We start from the raw sequence: 14,891 nt of genomic DNA, 5'->3' as shown, positions 1-14,891 counted from the left end.
TCCGTCAGCTTCGCTGACACCTTCTCCCGCAAGGGGAGAAGGAAAACCGCTACAGCCGCTTGCGCAGCTGGGCGTCCACGCTCCATTCGCCCGGTCCGGCGAAGACGAGATAGAGGAAGACGAAGCAGAACAGGATCGCCGCTTCGCCGCCGTTCAGGGCCGGCCAGAAACCTTGCGAGAAGTGGGCCAGGAAATAGGCCACGGCCATTTGGCCCGACAGGACGAACGCCACCGGGCGGGTGAACAGGCCCAGCACCAGCAGCGCCCCGCCGACGATCTCCAGCCAGGCGGCCGCCACCAGCATCGGCGGCAGCGGATCCGGCGCGCCGGGCTGCGGCCCGGGGAAGTGGAACAGCTTCATCAGGCCGTGCTCCATGAACAGCAGGGCGGCGATGATACGCAACAGGCTCAGGACGCGAGGCGCCCACAAGGTCAGTCGTTCCAAGTCGTTTCCTCCGTTGAAAGATCCGCGACGAAGAAAGCCGCCGCCCGCACGCTAGTCGCCTGGTCCGAAACGAAAAAGCCTCGACGAGCCCTGGCCCGCCGAGGTTTCGAAGGAGACGACGCCGAGGGCGCGCATCACGCGGCCCTGGCGTCCTGGTCGGCCATCCGCTGGATGGCGACATAGTCAGTCTTGCCGCTGCCCAGCACGGGCACCTGGGGGACCTTGAGGATCTTGCGCGGCACCGCCAGCTCGGGCGCCCCGATACTCTGGGCATGGGCGACCAGCGAGGTGACGGCGGCGTCCTGGCGATCGGTGACCAGGACCAGCTTCTCGCCTTTCTTCTTGTCGGGCATCGAGATCACCGCGTGGCGGCCGTCGGGCCAGACGGCGCTGGCCAGATCCTCGGCGGCGGTCAGGGAGACCATCTCGCCGCCGATCTTGGCGAAGCGCTTCACCCGGCCCTTGATGGTGATCCACAGGTCGTCGGTGACCGTGACCACGTCGCCGGTGTCGTGCCAGCCGCCCTCTGGCGCGTCGACGCCGCCGTCCCCGCGCAGATAGCCCGACATGATGTTGGGGCCGCGCACCAGCAGGCGGCCACCCCCGGGAATGCCCTCGACCGGTTCGACCCTCCACTCCTGCCCAGGCAGCAGCCCGCCCACGGTGCCCCGGCGATTGTCGTCGGGCTTGTTGACCGCGATCACCGGCGAGGCCTCGGTCGCGCCGTAGCCTTCCAGCACCGGCACGTCGCCGAACTTCTCGTTGATCAGGTTGTGGGTCTCTTCCCGGACCTTTTCGGCGCCGCAGACGATGAACTTCAGGCCGGCCAGCTCGTCGCCTTCGGAGGCGCGGGCATATTGGTTGACGAAGGTGTCGGTGGCCAGCAGCACCGAGGCGCCGGTGTCCTTCAGCAACGACGGGATCTGCTTGGTGTGCAGCGGCGAGGGGTACTGGAACGCCTTCATCCCGGTCAGCAGCGGCAGGATGACCCCGCCTGTCAGGCCAAAGCAGTGGAACACCGGCAGCGGGTTGAAGAACACCCAGGCCGGATCCAGGTCGATGTGGGCGGCGATCTGCATCGCGTTCGAGACCAGATTGGCCTGGCTCAGCACCACGCCGCGCGGCGCGCCGAAGCTGCCGGACGTGAACAGCACCACGCCGGGATCCGAGGGCTTGGCGTGGGCGCGCAGCCGGCGCGGGAAGGCCCCGGCGACCGCCGCGAACAGCTTGTCGCCGATGCCGATCGTGCTTCGCACGTCCTCCAGATAGGTGATCGTCGCCTTCGCCTCCAGGGCGTCGACGATGTCGTGCAGCTTGCCCAGCTCGATGAACTTGTGGGCCGTCAGCACGCGCTTGACCCCCGCCAGCTCGCAGGCGGCGCGCAGGTTGCGCAGGCCGGCCGTGAAGTTGAGCATGGTCGGGACCCGCCCGAAGGCGTGCAGCGCGAAGAAAGTCACTACCGCCCCTGAGCCGGACGGCAGCAGGATGCCAACATGTTCGCCCGGCTGGGTCATGGCCGCGATCTTGCGGCCCAGCGCGAAGCTGGCGCGCACCAGGTCGGTATAGCTGAGCGGATTGCGATCCTGGTCCTCCAGGATCTGCTTCTTGGCGCCATACTTGTCGCGGGCGTCGAGCAGGGCGTCGAAGAGGGCCTTCTGGCCATCCTGCGCATTGAAAACTACCGGCATGCCGGCGAAACCTCCCGGAAGCGCGCTGTCGCGCCCTCGTCTGATTGAAGCGGGACCCTAGCGACGGCGTGTGGCTTTGCAAACACCCGTTACGCGCGCGGAAGCGCACCGGTCCTTCTAAAATGCGCTCGAACCCTTGTCGTTCAAGGGACCGGGGACCGAGCCTGCAGGGCCGTCTCGATCGCCCGCAGCCAGGGGACCCGCACCGCATCCGTCTCTAGGTGCAGGGCGTGGCGCGCCGTGGGGTAGCGGGTCTCGACGCAGCGCGGCAGGGCGGCGCAGACCGCGCTCTGGGGCTGGGGCAGGGTTTTGGCGTCCTGGCCGGCGTCGAGCATGACAACGGGAGTGCGCACGCGCTCCAGGTCGCGGCCCGTGGCGTCTACGGCGTCGTAGAAGGCGGCGTACCAGGCCAGGCTCGGCGCGCCCATGCGCAGGTCGGGATTGGCCAGTCGCCAAGCCTGCTGCACGGCGCCGCGCTGGCGGTCATGGGTCAGCCGAGCGGCGAAACCGTCGGGCCCCTCGCGTTTCCAGCCGGCCTGGCCCGGATAACGCAGGAATCCCAGCTTCAGGGTCCGCGCCCAGCGGGCGATGCGGATCAGCTCGCCCTTGGGGCGCGGCAGGTCGGCGACGTCGAAATTGGGCGAGGAGAGGATCAGGGAGTCTGCCTGCAGCCCTTCCTCCAGGGCCCGCAAGGCGATCACGCCGCCGTCGCCGGCTCCCAGGATCGCGAACGGGTCCCGGCCCTTGGGACGGATCACCGCCTTGACCATCGCCTTGGTCGCCGTCACGTCGGGCGCGAAGCTGGTCGCGTGGCCCAGGTCGCGCCAGGGCGTGGCCCGCTCGGACCCGCCCTGGCCCTGCCGGTCCAGGATCCAGACGACATAGTCCCGATCGTTGAGGTCGCGGGCCGTCTCGAACCAGGTCTCGGCCGACTCGCCATAGCCCGGCAGGATCAGGACCTGTCCCCTCGGCGCGCCGTGGGGCGCGGAGACGCCGTAGCGTTGCACGAGGTCGTCGCCGACCTTCACATAGCCCCAGGCCCAGCCCGCCGGCGGCTGGAACCGCACATCGAGGGAGGGAGGCGTGCGGCTTTCGGCGAAAGGCGCGCGGGCGCCCTGGTCGCCACAGGCGGCGAGCAACCAGGCTACGAGCGGAACCCAGGCGAAAACGGGGAGGCGGCGACGCATTCCAGGCACTCATTTCGCGCCTTTGCGTCACATGCAAGAACGCATGCTTGATCCGGAGGCCAAGAAGGCCGATCTAGGCCGTTATGGTCACCCTGATCGACACGCTGAACGCCCGCGCTTCCGAGCCCCGCTCTTCCGAAGACCGCGCTGTCCGCCACCCCGAAAAGCAGAACCGCCCCGACACGCCGGTCCTGCGCAAGCCCGAGTGGCTGCGCGTCCGCGCGCCGGGGTCGCCCGGCTACAACGAGACCCGCAGCATCGTCCGCGACCACAAGCTGACCACGGTCTGCGAGGAAGCCGCCTGTCCGAACATCGGCGAGTGCTGGAGCCAGAAGCACGCGACCATGATGATCATGGGCGAGATCTGCACCCGGGCCTGCGCCTTCTGCAACGTCTCGACCGGCCTGCCCAACGCCCTGGACGCCGACGAGCCGCGCCGGGTGGCCGAGGCCGTCGCCAAGATGGGCCTCAAGCACGTCGTCATCACCTCGGTCGATCGCGACGACCTGGCCGACGGCGGCGCCCGCCACTTCGCCGAAGTGGTGTTGGCCATCCGCGCCGCCGCGCCCGGCACGACCATCGAGATCCTGACCCCCGACTTCCTGCGCAAGGACCGGGCCGAGAACGTGGTGATCGACGCTCGCCCGGACGTCTTCAACCACAATCTCGAGACCGTGCCGCGGCTCTATCTGAAGATCCGCCCCGGCGCCCGCTACTATCACTCCCTGCGCCTGCTGGAGCGGGTCAAGGAGCGCGATCCCTCCCAGTTCACCAAGTCCGGCCTGATGGTCGGTCTGGGCGAGACCAAGGAGGAGGTCATGCAGGTGATGGACGACATGCGCAGCGCCGGCGTCGACTTCATCACCATCGGCCAGTACCTGCAGCCGACCCGCAAGCACGCCGCCATCGACCGCTTCGTCACGCCCGACGAGTTCAAGGCCTATGAAGCCATCGCCCGGGCCAAGGGCTTCCTGATGGTCTCGGCCAGCCCCCTGACGCGCTCGTCGCACCACGCCGGCGAGGACTTCGCCAAGCTGCAGGCCGCGCGGCGGGCGCTGGACGCCCAGTCCTCGGGCGCCAAGAGCGCTTAGGTCTTGCACCGTCACGTCGTCACCCGGGTGCTGCCCTATGCGCCCGAGCAGCTGTTCACGCTGGTCGGCGACGTCGAGGCCTATCCGCAGTTCGTGCCGTGGATCACGGCCATGCGCACCTGGAACGGCCGGGCCGACGCCCAGGTCTCGACCGTGGACGCCGAGGCCCAGGTCGGGTTCTCGTTTCTGCGCGAGAAGTTCGCCACCCGGGTGCGGCGCGACGCGGCGGCCCTGAGCGTGGACGTCAGCCTGCTCTACGGCCCGTTCAAGCGCCTCTCCAACCAGTGGCGCTTCCTGCCGCACGAGGCTGGAACGAGCGTGGAATTCGTCATCGACTTCGCCTTCAAGTCGAAGATCCTCGACGCCATGCTGGCCGCAAACCTCGATCGCGCGGCCAATACGCTGATCGGCTGTTTCGAGGATCGGGCCCGGGCGATCTACGGGGCCAGACCCTAGCGGCCCTTGAAGGCCGCCGGACGCTTCTGCAGGAAGGCGCTGACACCCTCGACGAAGTCGTCGGTCTTGCCGGCCGCCTTCTGGGCGTGGCGCTCGGCGTGCAGCTGCCCCGCCCAGTCGGCGTCCAGGCTGTCCCAGACCAGCTTGCGGATGATCGAGAGGGCGGCCGGACCGTTGGCCAGTTCCCGGGCGATGGCGGTGGCGGCGATCATCAGCTCGCCGTCGGGCACGCAGCGATTGATCAGGCCCCACGACAGGGCCGTGGCGGCGGAGATCTTGTCGCCCAGCAGCATCATCTCCATCGCCCTGGCCTTGCCGACCAGGCGCGGCAGCAGATAGGTCGAGCCGCCGTCGGGTACGAGACCGATGCGGCGGAACGCCTGCAGGAAATAGGCGCTCTCGGCGGCCACGACGATGTCGCCGAGCAGGGCGAGTGAGCAGCCGATCCCAGCGGCGGGGCCATTGATCGCCGTGACGATCGGAAGCGGGAAATCGCGCAGCAGGCCGACCAGCGGGTTGTAGGTGCTTTCCAGGGCCGAGCCGGCGTCCGGCTTGCCGTCGACCTCGGGCTCGCGGCCGGCGGCGCCGCCGCCCGACAGGTTGGCGCCCGAACAGAAGCCGCGGCCTTCGCCGGTCAGGATCACGGCGCGCGCCTCGACCTTGCCCCCCTCGATTCCATTGGCCGCGATCGAGCCGAAGGCGTGGGCTAGCTCCCGGGCCATGTCCAGGCCGGCGGCGTTGAGGGTGGCGGGATCGGCCAGGGTGATGACAGCTAGGCCGTCGGCGGCCTCGAGCCGGATCTTCTCGTAGGTCATCGCGTCCTCCCAAGGCCTTGTCGCCGCGCCTTTGAGTCTAGGCGCGGCTAACCTTGGGGAACGCCAGAAAAATTATCGGAGGGCAGGCCGCCCGCCGGACGTCAGGCCGCGTTGGCCGAGTCCGGTGTGCTTTCGGCGGCGGTGACGCGATTGCGGCCGCCGCGCTTGGAGGTGTAGAGCGCCGCGTCGGCCCGTTCCATGACCGAGTGGCCGCTCTCGCCCGGACGCCGCTCGGCGAAGCCCGACGAGATGGTGATCGCGCCCAGGTCCTCGTTGGTCGACCGACGCTTGAGCATGCGCGAGGACACCTCGACGCGGATCTCCTCCAGGGTGCCGGCGACCAGGGCTGCCGCCTCGCGCGGGAAGATCATCGCGAACTCCTCGCCGCCGTAGCGGGCCGCGAAGCGGGGCGGGGCGGCGACGCGGCCGATAACGCTGGCGACATAGCGGATGACCTGGTCGCCGGTCTGATGGCCCCAGGTGTCGTTGAAACCCTTGAAGTGGTCGATGTCGAGCACGGCCAGACAGAGGCTGGCGCCGGCCTCGTCGGCTTCCGAGCAGGCGCGGTCCAGCTCCTCGTCAAAGGCCTTGCGGTTGGCCAGGTTGGTCAGGCCGTCGGTGGTGGCGTCGCGGCGGACCTGTTCCAGGTGCTCGCGCAGGCGGTCGACCTCGGCGGTGGACTCCGCCAGGCGGGTCTCCAGCGACTTGTTTTCCTTTTGGACGCGGCGGGTGGCCTCGGCCAGGCCGCTGACGACGGTCTTGATCGTGTCGACGTCCTGCGACGCGTCCAGCTCCTTGGCCGCGCCGTTCAGCGTCTTGCCATAGGTGGCGTTGCTCTTCTGGGCGTCCTGAATGGCCTTGGAGACCGACTCCAGTTCCTTGCTCAGCAGGTCGCCGGCGTCGCGGATCTGTTCGTTCAGCTTGGCCTTGGGCAGGTAGGTGGCGGCCAGTTCCTCGCTGACCAGCTCGGTCAGCGGTTCGCCCAGCGAGATCAGTCGGGTCAGTTCGCGGGCCAGGGCGCCGTCGGGATCGGCGACGAAGTGGGTCCACAGCTCGAAGTTCAACGCGGTCGGCCACACCTGATGACGTTCCATCAGGCTCAGGGCGCGGCCCGCGATCTTGTAGGCCTCAGGGCCGCGCAGCGTGGTCTCGACGTCCGACATCTTAAATTCCCCCAACAGCGCCGCATCGCCCGGATGCGCGCTTGGACGCCCAATCTAGGCCGAAGAGTTCAAACGCCGCGTTAAGAACGAACAGTGTTCTCTTACGTGTCCCCGCCAACGTCGGCATTGTTATCATCGACAAGACGAGCCTGCGGGTCGCCCGGAGGACCCTGATCGTGAAGGCGCCCGCCAATTTCAACCGGGGATCGCCCAGATCGTCGCTCTTGCGGATCCTCGACGCTCGGAAGGCCGCGAGCCTGCGGCAAAGCGTCCCGACGGCGGAACGCCGCGCCGTCAGGTGGAGACACGTGGTCGTGAGCCCGCTTCGACGAAATGAACGCGCCGCCGGCGGCTTTACCGGCCGCGATTCCCATGATCGAAAGCTGGAATGGGCCAGACCACGCCGCTGCGGATCGTCGAGGAGACCAGCGTCCTGCCCGCGACAGGCGCCGCGGTCTTCGAGCAGGCGACGAGCGCGCCGCAAGGCCCCATGCGGCTGGAGCTGCCGGAGCGGGAAGGGGCGGCGACAGGAGCCTTTGGGCTGGGTGGGCCCGCTCAGTCGGTTTGGCCGTTCGAACATCGCCCGCCGTCCGCTCGAACCGTTTCCCTGTGCCTGACCCGCGATGTCCTGCACCTGCCGGGCTTTGGCGCGATCCTGTCGCCGGACGGGACCGTGCTGAAGGCGTCCGCCCGCGAGGCCCTGGAGCGATGGCCCGACCTGTCGGGCCTGCCCGGCGCCCGGGTGGAGGAGGGCGTCACCCACCTGGCGATCCCGGACACCCTGCCGACCCTCGATCGAGCGGCCGTGTTCCTGGCCTGGGGCGGCGTTTTCAACTACGGGCACTTCGTGCTCGACTGCCTGCCTTCGCTGGTGGCGCTGGACGAACAGGGGCTGCTGGAGCGCTATCCGCCGATCGCGCCGCCGCTGAAGGCGTGGCAGCGGGACCTGATCGCCATGGCGGTGGGCAAGCCGGTCCGGGAGGTGAAGGCCGATCTGGTCCGCATCGGCGCGGCCGTCCACGCCACCAGCATGGACCACTATCTACATGGTCCGGGAGACCTGCTGGGGCGGACGCGGGCGCGAATCCTGGCCAGGGCGTCGACGCCTCGAACGCGCGGACGACGGGTCTATTTTTCGCGCCGAGGCCATTCGATGCGGGTGATGGTCAACGAGACCGCGCTGGAGGCGGCGTTGCGCGCGCGCGGTTTCGAGATCGTCAGGCCCGAGCGCCTGAGCGTGGCGGACCAGATCCAGTTGATGCAGGAGGTGGAGGTCCTGGTCGGGCCGACGGGCGCGGCGATGGCCAACGCCCTGTTCGCGCCGGCGGGCGCCAGGATCGTGGAGATCCAGCCCCAGAACTTCACCAGCCAGTGGGTCTGGGCGGCCAGCCGATGCGCGGGGGCGCAATGGCGCGGCTATGTCTGCGCCTCGCCGGTCGATCCGCGGACGGTGGCTTGGCGACATCGCCTTCGCCGCGGCTTTCGCTTCGGCTACGCGCTCGCGCTGGACGACTTCCTGGCCTTCGTCGACGCGGCGCTCTGAACGAAAAAGGGACACGCGAGGCTCGCGTGTCCCTGGATCCTAGAGCGAACCGCGCGATGTAGGAATCGCGTGGTTCGCGCTAGATTTTTGTTTTCGCATCGCTTTTGCGGAAAACCGGCATCCACTTTTCCGCGCGATACTCTAGTCTTCGCTGTCGCTGACCGGCGCCAGGCGCGGCGGGGCGCGCATCAGGAAGGCGGGGGTGTCGTTGCCGAAACCCACCACGCGACGATCGTCGTCGTCTTCGCGACCGCGAACCGGCTGGACGCCGCGCACCGGCAGCGGGGCGTTGGCGCGCGCGGGGCGCTCGGCCTCGATACGTTCAGGGGCGCGTTCCTGAGCGCGGTCGGGACGAGGCGCGCGTTCAGCTTCGACGCGGGGCTGTTCGGTCCGCTCGGGACGGCGATCACGGTCACGGTCACGGCCGCGTTCGCGGCGGGCCGGGCGATCGCCCTCGGCCCGTTCCTGGCGCGGGGCCCGTTCGGCGGCGGGAGCGGCTTCGACGATCGGCTGCTCGGCGACGGCGTCCTGTTCGACGCGCGGCTGGCGGCCGCGGTCGCGCGAGGAGCCGCCACGGTCGCGGCGGGGCTTCTCGCCGGCCGGCGCTTCGGCTTCCGGCGCCTCGGCGGAGGCGACGACGACCGGAGCGGCTTCGCCACGCGGCTTGCGCGAGCGCGCCGGACGCTTGGCCAGGGCTTCGCCGGGCGCCGAGGGGATCGGCTCGCCGGCGATGGCGGCGCCGAGATTGGCGGCGGCGACGTCCGAGGGCTCGGTCGGGGCGCGGTTGCGGTCGCGGTCACGACCCCGTTCGCCGCCACGCGAGCGGTCGCGATCACGGCCGCCGCCGCGCTTGCTGTCGCCTTCGCGGCGCACGGTCACGGCGTTGGAGTAGTCCAGGTCGAGCTTTTCTTCCTGCGGGGTCGAGCCGATCAGCTTGACCACCTTGTCGAAGCCCTTGTCGTCGGCGGGGGTCACCAGCATGTAGGTGATGCCCGAACGCCCGGCCCGGCCGGTGCGGCCGATGCGGTGGACATAGTCGTCGGCGTGGTGCGGGACGTCGTAGTTGAACACATGGCTGACGGCCGGGATGTCCAGGCCGCGCGCGGCGACGTCCGAGGCCACCAGGATCTTCAGGGCGCCCGAACGGAAGTCCGCCAGGGTCTTCATGCGCTGGCTCTGGTCGAGGTCGCCGTGGATCGGGGCGGCGTCGAAGCCGTGGCTCTTCAGCGACTTGGCGACGATGTCGACCTCGGTCTTGCGGTTGCAGAACACGATGCCGGTCTCGATCTGGGCCTTCTCGATCAGTGCCCGCAGCGCCAGGCGCTTGGCCTTGGGATCGGAGGAGGGCACCTTGACCATCAGCTGGGTGATGTTCTCGTTGGTCGTCGCCGGACGCGCCGCCTCGATCCGAACCGGATCCTTGAGGAACTGCTTGGTCAGGCGGGTGATTTCCGGCGGCATGGTCGCCGAGAAGAACAGGGTCTGCTTCTTGGGCGGCGTCATCTTGAAGATGCGCTCGATGTCCGGAATGAAGCCCATGTCGAGCATGCGGTCGGCTTCGTCGACCACCAGGAACTGCACGCCGGTCATCAGCAGCTTGCCGCGCTCGAAGTGGTCGAGCAGGCGGCCGGGGGTGGCGATCAGCACGTCGACGCCGCGGTCGAGCTTCTTTTCCTGGTCGCCGAACGACACGCCGCCGATCAGCAGCGCCCACGAGAGCTTGGTGCCCTTGGCGTACTTCTCGAAGCTGGAGGCGACCTGGTCGGCCAGCTCGCGGGTCGGGGCGATGACCAGGGCGCGCGGCATGCGGGCCTTGGCGCGGCCGTTCATCAGCTTGTCGATCAGGGGCAGGGTGAAGGCGGCGGTCTTGCCGGTGCCCGTCTGGGCGATGCCCAGGACGTCCTGTCCGGCCAGGGCCACCGGGATGGCGGCGGCCTGGATGGGGGTGGCGGTCGTATAGCCGGTGTCGGCGACCGCTTGGAGGGTCGTGGGCGAAAGCCCGAGTTCGGAAAATTCTGTCATGTCATTCTGGCTGAAATTCAGAGCCACCCGTATTTGGGCGAACGGGTGGCGCGGATTCGCCTGACCTGCTCCGAAGCTGGGGATAAATAGGCCTTGGCCCGCCAAAGTCAATCGTCGGCGGTTTGCCCGGACAGGGCCGGGCTCAGGTCGCCGCTGGCCGCGACCGTGACGCCGGCAAGGCCCAGCCACGCGGCCATGAGCCGCAGTTCGACGGCCAGGGCGGCGGGCGTCTCGGCGTTGGCCATGGGCTCGCGGTGGGCCGACAGCACCCTGAGCAGGCCCGCCTTGCGGTCGGCCTTGAGGTCGACCCGGGCGGTGATCGCCTCGCCCTGCAGGAACGGCAGGACGTAGTAGCCGTGCGTGCGCTTGGCGGCGGGGGTGTAGATTTCCAGCCGGACGCGGACGTCGAACAATCGCTCCGCCCGCTCGCGAAACCAGATCAGGTTGTCGAACGGCGAGAGCAGGGCGTTGGCGGCGACCTTGCGCGGACGCCGGGCGCAGGGCGCCAGATAGGCCGGCTGGTCCCAGCCCTGGACCGCCACCGGCGTCAGGTCGCCGGTCCGGACCAGTTCGGCGACGCCCTGGCGTGCGTCGGCCACGCCCATGCGGAAATAGTCGCGCAGGTCGCGCTCAGTGGCCACGCCCATGGCCCGGGCTGCACGGCGTAGCAGAATGCGATGGGCTTCGGCGCGTGAGGGCGTCGAGCTTGACCAGATGGCCTTGGGCAGCACCTCCTCCGGCAGGCCGTAGACCCGCTCGAAGGTTCCGCGCCGGGTGGCGGTGGTCAGCTCTCCGGCCCAGAACAGACATTCGGTCGCCCGCTTGGCCTCGCTCCAGCCCCACCAGCCGCCCTGGCCGCGTTCGCCCAGTTCCAGTTCGCCGGCCGACAGGGGGCCGCGCTCGTGGATGGCCGCCAGGGCCTTGTCGATGAACGGCCGGTGTTCGGCCAGGAAGCGGGCGACGCCCTTCCAGACCCCGACGCCCTGGCGCGCGTCCTCCATCCGCCAGCGCAGCAGGGGCTGCAGGTCCAGCGGCATCAGCGAGGCCTCGTGGCCCCAATATTCGAACAGAACCGGCTTGCGGCCCCAGGCCAGCTCCTCCAGCAGGGCGCGCGGATAGGCGCCCAGGCGCGAGAACAGCGGCAGGTAGTGCGAGCGCGAGACGACGTTGACGCTGTCGATCTGCAGCAGGGCCAAGCGCTCTATGGTCGCCATCAGATGACGCCGCGTCGGCTTGGCGGGGCGGGCGTCGGCGAAGCCCTGGGCGGCCAGGGCGATGCGGCGGGCTTGCTTGTGCGACAGGGTCTCGACCATGGCCCGACTGAGCATGGCCGCGCGTGCGGTGACAAGCCGCCGGGCCGTGCGCTGCTGACGGAGGACGTCACCAAGGTCGGCAAGGCGGCCCCTCCCAGAAAAAGAAAAGCCCCGCCGGACGGGCCGGCGGGGCGTCGCAGGGGAGGGATGTCTCTAGAACCGGTACGAAACCCCGGCCATGTAGGTGGTGCCGTACTTTTGGTAGTCGATGGTGCGGCGCGGATCGGCGTTCTCGTAGGTCTTGAACGGCTCGTCGGTGATGTTGTTGGCCTGCAGCAGGACCGACAGGCCCTCGAGCGGACCCTGGCGGAACTCGTAGCCGATCTGGGCGTCGAGCACGGACTCGGTGTCGACGGTCCGGTAGATCCGCGCGGCGCTGAGGCCGGCGACCTCGCCCAGGAACTTGCTGCGGTAGCGGTTGCTGATCCGGGCGTTGAAGCCGTTGTTCTCGTAATAGAAGGTGGTGTTGATCACCGTCTTCGACAGGCCCGGCATGTCGATGGGCGCGGTGTCGTCGTCGAGCTTGACCGAGCTGTCGGTATAGGAGCCGCTGATGATCAGGCCGAAGTTGCGCAGCGGCTCGAAGAAGATGTCGCCCTGGATCGAGGCCGACAGTTCGATGCCGCGGATATAGCCGCCCTTGCCGTTCTGCGGCGCCTTCGCCAGGCCCTTGGTGGTGCCCAGCTGCGATTGCTGGGTCGGCGTCAGCAGCGACAGGAACGGCGAGAAGTCCTCGATCGTCGAGGCGCTGGAGTTCACGAAGTTCGACAGCTTCTTGTAATAGGCGGCGGCCGAGACATAGGCCGAACGGCCGAAGTACTTTTCCAGCGACACGTCGACGCCGTCGGCGATGTAGGGCCGCAACTGGGGATTGCCGCCTTCGGTGCTGAAGTATGACGTGTTGGGGTCGGTCGAGGTCAGGTTGGACAGGTTCTGGTTGAACGACTGGCTGGCGCGCAGTTCGTCCATGCGGGCCCGGGCCAGGGTGCGGGCCGCGCCGAACCGCAGGAAGGTCTCGTTGCTCAGGTCGAACGTCAGGTTCAGGCTGGGCAGGACATAGGTGTACTTGTCGCCGCCGTCGTTGCTGGTCGGATGGGCGGTGTCGGCCGGGTTGACCCGCGTGCCGGTGGAGGACTGGTCGGTGTGGACCACCTGCAGGCCGGTGTTGCCCGTGACCGGAATGGATCCGACCGTGCTGTCGATGTCGAACTTGGCGTAGGCGACCTGCACGTCTTCCTTGACCGCCCAGTTGCGGGTCTGGACCGCCGGGCTCTGGTCGGCGACCAGGGTGTAGACGCCGTTGTCCAGCAGATAGGTCGGGTCATAGGCCAGCATGGCCTTGATGCCGATCAGGTCGAGGCTGACCGTGCCGACCAGCGCTTCCTTGGGGATCGGCCGGCTCAGCGGCGCGCCCTGGGCGATGGTGCCGCCGAAGGTCAGGAAGCTTTCGTGCACTTCCTTGGACTTCTCGCGGCGGCTGGCGTTGTAGCCGAACTCGACCTTGTGGATCGGGCCCCAGGCCAGGTCGCGCTTGGCGCTCAGGCGGACGGCGTTCAGCTCGTCCTTGATCGCCGGCGTGTTGTAGAAGCCCGCCTGGGTCACCGCCCCGCCCGTGGCGGCCCCGCCGTTGGCGCCGGCGCCCCAGCCCTGGGGATCGGTCAGCACGAACAGGGTCGAGTTGGTGTAGTCCAGGCTTGAGCCGAAGGTGGTGCCCGCGCCCGGCGTGGTGTTGAAGGTCAAGGTGTCGGTGGCGCCGACGCCCGACGGGCCTGTCCCCGAATAGGATTCGAAGATCACGTCGCGACGCTTTGCGTCCGAATGGCTGAGGTCGGCGGCCAGGGTCCAGCCGTTGTCGGTGTCGTAGGCGATGTTCCAGCCCGCCGACTTCAGGGTGGTGTGGCGGGTGTTGAGGTCGTTGCGCATGACCCCCTTCACGCCGGTGTAGGTGCCGTTGGTGATCAGGCCGTCCTGGGCGGTGTAGCCCGGCTGCAGGCTGGCCGAGCTCCAGAACAGCGGCAGTTCGATGCCGCGCAGGATCTGCTTTTCGCGGAACTTCGAATAGTAGAGGTCCAGCGAGCTGCGGAACTTGTCGGTCGGGCTATATTCCAGCACGCCGATCACGCCGGTGCGCTTGAGGTTGTTGGACTGCACGTAGGGCTTGGCGCCGCCGATGACGAGATCGCCCGAGGCGGTGGTCGGATAGCCCCAGGCGTTGAAGCGGCGGCTCTGGGTCGGGGTCGAGATGTCGGAGACGGCGATGGCGACGCCCAGGGTGTCGTTCAGGAACTGGTCGACGAAGGTGGCGCTGAGGCGGTGGCCGGTGTCCTTGGCGTCCGGGTTCAGCTTGTCTTCGCTGTTCATTTCGTAGCGGGCGTTGGCCGACAGGACTTTCTTGCCGTACTTCAGCGGACGGATGGTCCGCAGGTCGGCGGTGCCGGCCAGGCCCTGGCCGATCAGGGCGGCGTCGGGAGTCTTGTAGACCAGCACGCCGCTGAGGATTTCCGACGGATACTGGTCGAACTCGACGCCGCGGTTGTCGCCGGTCGAGACCTGTTCACGGCCGTTCAGCAGCACCGTGTTGTAGTCGGGGCCCAGGCCGCGGATCGAGATCGACTGGGCGCGGCCGTCCAGGCGCTGGGCGGTCAGGCCCGGCAGGCGGGCCAGGGATTCGGCGATCGAGGTGTCGGGCAGCTTGCCGATGTCCTCGGCCGATACGGCCTCGACGATCGAGCTGGAGGACTTCTTCAGGGCGATGGCGTTCTCGATGCCCGCCCGGATCCCGGTGACGGTGATCTCCTCGACAGTGTCGGGGTTCGGCGCGGCGGCGTCCTGGGCGTGGGCCGCGCCGGCGGTCGCCAGCAGCAGGGCCAGGCCCGTGGCGGCTCCGCTCATCAGTCGCGTTCGGCGCGGCGTGGAATTAGTCATCAGAGGCTCCCTCCCAATCGGCTCCCGCGGTTCCGCCGCGGTGATCCAAGTTTCGTTGTGAAAATTACTGCAAATAAACGCCTTCCATTGCAACTGGAAAAATGGACAAAATGTCATGTGCCATTGTTTCCCTGGGGCAAGCGCGATATCTGCAGCGGATTTTCCGGGCGAAATACGGCTTTTCGGCGTGCCGGATGGGTGATTGACACGCTTGCCGTGTTTCTGCAAATTATTGCAAATCAA

At 68.5% G+C, this 14,891-nt stretch carries 11 protein-coding genes; 3 read left to right on the top strand and 8 right to left on the bottom strand.

Annotated elements, in window-relative coordinates:
• Positions 1-49: 49 nt before the first annotated feature.
• The 3 genes from ACSQ2G_RS14455 to ACSQ2G_RS14445 all read right to left on the bottom strand — a co-directional run bounded on the left by ACSQ2G_RS14455 (position 50) and on the right by ACSQ2G_RS14445 (position 3,320).
• Positions 50-445: a DoxX family protein gene (locus tag ACSQ2G_RS14455; protein WP_436031937.1), complete on the bottom strand. Its 396-nt coding sequence runs from the start codon at positions 443-445 to the stop codon at positions 50-52.
• Between the two features lie 134 nt (positions 446-579).
• Entirely contained in the window at positions 580-2,133 is a 1,554-nt protein-coding gene (locus ACSQ2G_RS14450; RefSeq protein WP_436031935.1) for an AMP-binding protein, read from the bottom strand.
• A gap of 143 nt (positions 2,134-2,276) precedes the next feature.
• Positions 2,277-3,320 carry an alpha/beta fold hydrolase gene (locus ACSQ2G_RS14445; RefSeq protein WP_436031934.1) on the bottom strand — a complete coding sequence of 348 codons (1,044 nt, stop codon included), beginning with the start codon at positions 3,318-3,320 and terminating at the stop codon, positions 2,277-2,279.
• Between the two features lie 83 nt (positions 3,321-3,403).
• Here ACSQ2G_RS14445 and lipA point away from each other — a divergent pair, with 83 nt between their 5' ends.
• Together lipA and ACSQ2G_RS14435 are read left to right on the top strand one after the other, a co-directional pair.
• The gene (gene lipA / locus ACSQ2G_RS14440; RefSeq protein WP_436031932.1) at positions 3,404-4,411 is read left to right on the top strand and encodes a lipoyl synthase; all 1,008 of its coding nucleotides are present in this window, start codon (positions 3,404-3,406) and stop codon (positions 4,409-4,411) included.
• Between the two features lie 3 nt (positions 4,412-4,414).
• The gene (locus ACSQ2G_RS14435) at positions 4,415-4,867 is read left to right on the top strand and encodes a type II toxin-antitoxin system RatA family toxin (RefSeq protein ID WP_436031930.1); all 453 of its coding nucleotides are present in this window, start codon (positions 4,415-4,417) and stop codon (positions 4,865-4,867) included.
• Here the strand turns inward: ACSQ2G_RS14435 and ACSQ2G_RS14430 are convergent.
• Positions 4,864-5,682, bottom strand: a complete 819-nt coding sequence (locus ACSQ2G_RS14430; RefSeq protein ID WP_436031928.1) for an enoyl-CoA hydratase/isomerase — start codon at positions 5,680-5,682, stop codon at positions 4,864-4,866. The two genes, ACSQ2G_RS14435 and ACSQ2G_RS14430, sit on opposite strands and share 4 nt — an antisense overlap.
• 101 nt (positions 5,683-5,783) lie before the next feature.
• Entirely contained in the window at positions 5,784-6,845 is a 1,062-nt protein-coding gene (locus tag ACSQ2G_RS14425; RefSeq protein ID WP_436031926.1) for a diguanylate cyclase domain-containing protein, read from the bottom strand.
• Between the two features lie 388 nt (positions 6,846-7,233).
• Between ACSQ2G_RS14425 and ACSQ2G_RS14420 the strand changes: the two genes are divergently transcribed.
• On the top strand, positions 7,234-8,388 hold the full coding sequence (locus ACSQ2G_RS14420; RefSeq protein ID WP_436031924.1) for a glycosyltransferase family 61 protein: 1,155 nt from the start codon (positions 7,234-7,236) through the stop codon (positions 8,386-8,388).
• Positions 8,389-8,529: 141 nt separating this feature from the next.
• On the opposite strand, the gene ACSQ2G_RS14415 is transcribed toward ACSQ2G_RS14420, so the two are convergent.
• The 3 genes from ACSQ2G_RS14415 to ACSQ2G_RS14405 all read right to left on the bottom strand — a co-directional run bounded on the left by ACSQ2G_RS14415 (position 8,530) and on the right by ACSQ2G_RS14405 (position 14,648).
• On the bottom strand, positions 8,530-10,410 hold the full coding sequence (locus ACSQ2G_RS14415; RefSeq protein ID WP_436031922.1) for a DEAD/DEAH box helicase: 1,881 nt from the start codon (positions 10,408-10,410) through the stop codon (positions 8,530-8,532).
• A 107-nt stretch (positions 10,411-10,517) separates the two neighbouring features.
• A complete protein-coding gene (locus ACSQ2G_RS14410) occupies positions 10,518-11,738 on the bottom strand; it encodes a winged helix-turn-helix domain-containing protein (protein WP_436031920.1) in 1,221 nt (406 codons plus the stop codon).
• Positions 11,739-11,876: 138 nt separating this feature from the next.
• Entirely contained in the window at positions 11,877-14,648 is a 2,772-nt protein-coding gene (locus tag ACSQ2G_RS14405; RefSeq protein ID WP_436031918.1) for a TonB-dependent receptor, read from the bottom strand.
• Positions 14,649-14,891 lie beyond the last annotated feature (243 nt).

This window comes from Caulobacter sp. LjRoot300 (assembly GCF_964253875.1).
In the GTDB taxonomy this organism is placed as follows: domain Bacteria; phylum Pseudomonadota; class Alphaproteobacteria; order Caulobacterales; family Caulobacteraceae; genus Caulobacter.
This window is presented reverse-complemented; position numbering and strand designations above follow the sequence as displayed.

What these genes read in the sequence shown, in the direction of transcription:
- ACSQ2G_RS14405 (WP_436031918.1), bottom strand. Translation starts at nt 14,648, where the DNA reads ATGACTAATTCCACGCCGCGCCGAACGCGACTGATGAGCGGAGCCGCC.
- ACSQ2G_RS14420 (WP_436031924.1), top strand. Translation starts at nt 7,234, where the DNA reads ATGGGCCAGACCACGCCGCTGCGGATCGTCGAGGAGACCAGCGTCCTG.
- ACSQ2G_RS14445 (WP_436031934.1), bottom strand. Translation starts at nt 3,320, where the DNA reads ATGCGTCGCCGCCTCCCCGTTTTCGCCTGGGTTCCGCTCGTAGCCTGG.
- lipA (WP_436031932.1), top strand. Translation starts at nt 3,404, where the DNA reads ATGGTCACCCTGATCGACACGCTGAACGCCCGCGCTTCCGAGCCCCGC.
- ACSQ2G_RS14450 (WP_436031935.1), bottom strand. Translation starts at nt 2,133, where the DNA reads ATGCCGGTAGTTTTCAATGCGCAGGATGGCCAGAAGGCCCTCTTCGAC.
- ACSQ2G_RS14415 (WP_436031922.1), bottom strand. Translation starts at nt 10,410, where the DNA reads ATGACAGAATTTTCCGAACTCGGGCTTTCGCCCACGACCCTCCAAGCG.
- ACSQ2G_RS14410 (WP_436031920.1), bottom strand. Translation starts at nt 11,738, where the DNA reads ATGCTCAGTCGGGCCATGGTCGAGACCCTGTCGCACAAGCAAGCCCGC.
- ACSQ2G_RS14430 (WP_436031928.1), bottom strand. Translation starts at nt 5,682, where the DNA reads ATGACCTACGAGAAGATCCGGCTCGAGGCCGCCGACGGCCTAGCTGTC.
- ACSQ2G_RS14425 (WP_436031926.1), bottom strand. Translation starts at nt 6,845, where the DNA reads ATGTCGGACGTCGAGACCACGCTGCGCGGCCCTGAGGCCTACAAGATC.